Source organism: Methylobacterium sp. GC_Met_3, assembly GCF_026540775.1.
Classification (GTDB): Bacteria; Pseudomonadota; Alphaproteobacteria; order Rhizobiales; family Beijerinckiaceae; genus Methylobacterium.
Genome location: NZ_JALNUL010000118.1, coordinates 1 through 4448 on the forward strand (window position 1 = coordinate 1; position 4448 = coordinate 4448).

At 68.6% G+C, this 4448-nt stretch carries 6 protein-coding genes; 2 read left to right on the forward strand and 4 right to left on the reverse strand.

The genetic code is table 11. The annotated features are described in order from the left end of the window. Nucleotides 1-154: 154 nt before the first annotated feature. Both OXS27_RS31760 and OXS27_RS31765 read right to left on the reverse strand, forming a co-directional pair. On the reverse strand, nt 155-991 hold the full coding sequence (locus tag OXS27_RS31760) for an alpha/beta hydrolase (protein WP_267361637.1): 837 nt from the start codon (nt 989-991) through the stop codon (nt 155-157). Nucleotides 992-1063: 72 nt separating this feature from the next. Further along, nucleotides 1064-2074, reverse strand: coding sequence for an SDR family oxidoreductase (locus tag OXS27_RS31765; RefSeq protein ID WP_267361638.1), 1011 nt, complete (start codon nt 2072-2074; stop codon nt 1064-1066). Nucleotides 2075-2344: 270 nt separating this feature from the next. Here OXS27_RS31765 and OXS27_RS31770 point away from each other — a divergent pair, with 270 nt between their 5' ends. Together OXS27_RS31770 and OXS27_RS31775 are read left to right on the forward strand one after the other, a co-directional pair. Further along, complete coding sequence (locus OXS27_RS31770) at nt 2345-2896, forward strand: sigma-70 family RNA polymerase sigma factor (protein WP_267361639.1); 552 nt, start codon at nt 2345-2347, stop codon at nt 2894-2896. Then, on the forward strand, nt 2893-3597 hold the full coding sequence (locus OXS27_RS31775) for an anti-sigma factor (RefSeq protein WP_267361640.1): 705 nt from the start codon (nt 2893-2895) through the stop codon (nt 3595-3597). The genes OXS27_RS31770 and OXS27_RS31775 overlap by 4 nt, the downstream gene beginning before the upstream one ends. Before the next feature lie 61 nt (nt 3598-3658). Here the strand turns inward: OXS27_RS31775 and OXS27_RS31780 are convergent, their stop codons facing one another. Together OXS27_RS31780 and OXS27_RS31785 are read right to left on the reverse strand one after the other, a co-directional pair. After that, nucleotides 3659-4225 (reverse strand): fasciclin domain-containing protein, encoded by a 567-nt coding sequence (locus tag OXS27_RS31780; protein ID WP_243916222.1) that lies wholly within the window; start codon nt 4223-4225, stop codon nt 3659-3661. Between the two features lie 142 nt (nt 4226-4367). Further along, nucleotides 4368-4448, reverse strand: an 81-nt coding sequence (locus OXS27_RS31785) for a hypothetical protein (protein ID WP_267361401.1), incomplete at its 5' end; no start/stop codon positions are given.

Genomic DNA, 4448 nt, shown 5'->3' on the forward strand with positions numbered 1-4448 from the left:
CAGGCCGTCGCTGCTTCACGCGGCTGCATCCCGGTTCGCAGGATCGGAACCGTAATAATGCCACCAGCCGCCATGCGTCGGGCGACAATCACCCAAGCTCTCCAGAAGCCGACTGCGTATTCTTTGTGAGCCGAACGCCTGCAAGCCGCGGCTGCTAGGCTGGTCGAAGTGACAATGCTGCCCGCACGACCGCCTCTTCATGAAAATGATGCAGCATGTGGCCGGCACCGGGCAGCAGTTCGAGGCGCGCATCGGGGATCATGCGGGCAGCGCGCTGGGCGTTGAGGGCTGTACTCACCACGAGATCGGGGCTCGCCGCCAGAATGCGCACTGGAACGCGCATGGTCGGGTAGCCCAGCACGCTGCGGGTCAGTCCGGCCCAGAGCCATCCGGCATCCTCGCCCTCGGCGGTGATCTGCGCCGGGCGCGCCGCCAGATCGAACGGAAAGTGCCGCGCGACTTTCTCCGGCATCGTTCGCGGAAAGAACATCGCGTTCCAGAGTAGCGGCAGGAGCGCTTTGTCGGTGGTCGCGCCGAGGAGGTGGGACAGCTGATCGCCGCCGAAGGGTAGGGCTCGGGGGCCGAACAGCACCTGTTCCAGTCGCAGCTCAGGGAAGCAGATCGGCGCGACCGCGACGATGCCGGCGATCTCCTCCGGATGGAGCATGCCGTAGGCCAGCGCGACCGCTCCGCCGAAGGAATGCCCCAGGATGACGGGTTTGTGCAGGCCGAGGCGTCGCACCGCCTCCCGGATACGCGCGGCCTGATCCCAGACGTCGGCGGAACGGCCTCGCGGCCGCACGCTGAAGCCGTGGCCGGGACGATCCACCGCGATCACGCGGAAATGCTCGGCGAGGCCTGGCACCGGCCCTAGCCAGAGATCCTCCAGGCACATCAGCGTCCCGTGGATCGCCACCAGATCGGGGCCGGATCCGGTCTCCGCATATGCGATCGTCCGATCATCCGTCAGCTCGACGATCCGGCGCGGCACGATGCGGGGATCGTGTGCTTCATCCGGACGTGGCCGAGCGGGCCCGGGCAGAGATGTCATGGTGGCGGTCAATCACAGGCGCCGCCTGCGGCTGGACTGGCCCATGACGGCCAGCGCGGTGGCGGCGCCGATCCCGAGAAGACCGGCGGCGGCCGCCATCGGGTGCAGCGTCGCCCGCGTGTAGACGCTGGTGCGCATCACGGGCAGGGGCGGATCACCACGCGTTTCGCCGGCCGGTACGGGCGCATGCAGGGCGCCGTCCGGATTGCGCGGCGCACTCGCGCGTTTTTGAAGGGCGATGATCGCGGAGGCCAGATGATCGTAGGCGCCGGGTGCGAATTCCTTGCCGGCCGTGAAGGCCTTGCCGGCACCGCCCACGAAGATGTCGCGCTGCGGATGCACGGCCGCGTGCAGGATGGCGTTTGCGACTTCCTCGGGCGGGTAGATCGGCGGCGGCAGGCTCGGCTCGCGGTCCATGTAGTTGCGCGCCCGCTGGGGGAGGGGCGTGTCGATCGAGGCGGGCTTAATCAGCGTGACCGAGACCGGCGCATTCTCGTGCAGCAGTTCCATGCGCAGGGCATCGGTGAAGCCCTTCACCGCGTGCTTCGAGGCCGCGTACATGCCCTGGTACGGGAAGGCGAGGTCCGAGGCGATGCTGCCGACGTTGATCAGGGCGCCCCCGCCCTGCCGCAGGTGCTCCGTCGCCACGAGCGAGCCGAAGACCGTGCCCCAGAAATTTGTCTGGATCAGGCGCTCGTGGTCGGCATCGCTGATCTCGCGCAGCTTTCCGTAGATCGAGCCACCGGCCACGTTCACCCAGGTGTCGAAACCGCCGAAGGTTGCCACCGCACGATCCGCGATGGCTTGCACAGCCGCCCGGTTGCCGACATCGGCCACGACGTGGAGCGCCTTGCCACCGACGCCCTCGATCTCAGCCTGGATGCGCGCCAGGGCATCGCCGCTACGCGCTGCCAGCACGACCCGGGCACCGCGCTCGGCCGCCATGCGGGCGGTGGCGAGGCCGATGCCCGACGAGGCGCCGGTGATCACGACGACCTGCTCGCGGAGCGGCTTGTGCTTCATGCGGTGAATCCCCGGACTCCAAACGTGCGTCGGCGCGGCCGATCGCGGCCGCTTCCGTCCCATGTCTGGCTATCCACCGGTCGGACCGCTTTGTTCCTGGACCGAAAACAGGTCTCTGCGTCGCAGGGACGGATTTCCGCTCGCCGGTTTTCGGATCCTTTCGGCGGGGCCGGCGCGTGCAAGGTATCGTCACGGTTAGGGAGTTTGATTTAAAGCAGCTTCCGGGTGGGCGTTCGATAGAAGGCGCCTCGGAGTTTGTGGGGAGCCCTCTTGGCCGACGACGGCACGCTGCGCCGACTGCTCGCTGAGATCGCCCGGGGCGGGGCGGACCAGCTGGCCGAACTCTATGATCTGACGAGCCCGAAACTTTACGGCCTAATCTTGCGTATCCAGCGAGACCGAGCCTTGGCCGAGGACGTGCTTCAGGACGTCTACCTGCGGATCTGGCAGGCCGCGGGCGCCTACAGGCCCGAGGCCGGGCCGCCGCTGCCATGGCTCTGCACCATCGCGCGCAATCGGGCCATCGACAGCGTGAGACGGAAGGTCGAGCATCAGGGCCCGGAACTGGATCACGGCGAGGATTGGGTGGCGCGGCTGATCGATCCGCACGACGGGGCGGCGGACTTCCTAGACCGGAACGCCCTTCTGGCCTGCCTCGGCCGCCTCGATCCTATGCATCGGGACTGCGTGGTGCTGGCCTATTGCGAGGGACAGTCCCGGGAGGAACTCGCCCAGCACTTCGACCGGCCGGTCAACACGATCAAGACTTGGCTGCACCGCTCCCTCGCCGGCCTCAAGACTTGCCTGGAGTCTGTCTCGTGAGCGGCGGCGGCCAGCCCGGCACGGAGCCGACGTCCGAGCGCGACATGCGCGCGGCCGAGTATGCCCTCGGGACGCTCGACGCGCAGGATCGGGCCGCGCTGGAGCGCGAGGCGAGCCAGGATCCTGCCACGGCCAACTGCATCGGCGAATGGGAGCGGCGGCTGGCGCCGCTGATGGGTGCCGTGCCACCCGCAGCGCCACCACCGCGGGTCCGCGAATCGCTGCTGCGCGCGCTGCCCGTTATGGCCGGCGGGGCGCGGGGTGAGCTTCATCAGCTGCGGCGTCGGGTGAGGCGCTTGCAGGTCGCCGCGGCAGGATCGGGCCTGCTCGCCGCGGGCCTCGCGCTGTTCGTGGCGGTCGCCCCGTCACGGAGCCCGGCGGGCGGGCGCTATCTGGCGGTCGTGCAAGGCGGCGGGGCACTGCCCGCGCTGATCGTGCGGGTCGATACGCAGACCGGCCTCGCACAGATCCGGCCCGTCGGCGCCGATGCCCCTGCGGGCCGGAGCCTGGAATTATGGTATGTCGGCGCGGAGGGCGCCAAGCCGCTCGGCCTCGTCGGAGCGGCGCCCAGTCAGGTGAGGCTGCCGCAGGCCACCGCACCGGACGGTGTGATCGCTGTGTCCGTCGAGCCGCCTGGGGGTTCGCCCAGCGGCCAGCCCACGGGCCCGGTTATATACACCGGCAAGCTGATCGCCGAATAACCGGACGCGGCGGATCCGCCTGTTGGAGCCCGCGGCCCTTTCGGGCCGCGGGCGCGACGCCTTACGGCATCAGCACGGCGTTGACGACGTGGATGACACCGTTCGACTGCATCACGTTCGGGATGGTCACCGTGGCGGTGTTGCCCTTCTGGTCGGTGACCAGGACCTTCTTGCCCTGCACCTCGACGGCGAGCGGCTCGCCCTCGACGGTGGTCAGCACGCCCTGGCCGCCGCCCTTCTTGGCCAGCGCCATCAGGTCTTTGGCGGTGTAGACGCCCGGGACCACGTGGTAGGTCAGGATCTTCGTCAGCGTCGCCTTGTTCTGCGGCTGCACGAGGTTCTCAACCGTGCCCGGCGGCAGCTTGGCGAAGGCGGCGTTGGTCGGTGCGAACACCGTGAACGGGCCCGGGCCGTTCAGCGTGTCGACCAAGCCGGCAGCCTTCACGGCGGCGACGAGGGTGGTGTGATCCTTCGAATTGACCGCGTTCTCGACGATGGTCTTCTGGGCGTACATCGGCGCGCCGCCGACCATCGGGTTCTTGGCGTAGGCCGCACCGCTCGCGCCGAGGCCGAGCGCGATCGTCAGGGCGAGCACCTTGGCCGTGCGGCCGGTATTCTTGATCAGCATCGTGTTTCCTTCCGAGCCCCTATGAGTGGGGCAGCGCGGGCCCTTACGTGCCTATTGGAAGGAAAGTTTCGCCGGGTGAGTACAAACGCCTACAGGCGACGGCCTTCGCGCTCACCACGCCAGAGCGTGCCGGGTTCAGGCCTCAGCGCCCGTAGATATCCTCGACACGGATGATGTCGTCCTCGCCGGTATAGGAGCCGACCTGCACCTCGATCAGCTCCAA

Coding starts and splice junctions, on each gene's coding strand:
- OXS27_RS31765 (WP_267361638.1), bottom strand. CDS start 2,074: ATGAAGCACAAGCCGCTCCGCGAGCAGGTCGTCGTGATCACCGGCGCC.
- OXS27_RS31780 (WP_243916222.1), bottom strand. CDS start 4,225: ATGCTGATCAAGAATACCGGCCGCACGGCCAAGGTGCTCGCCCTGACG.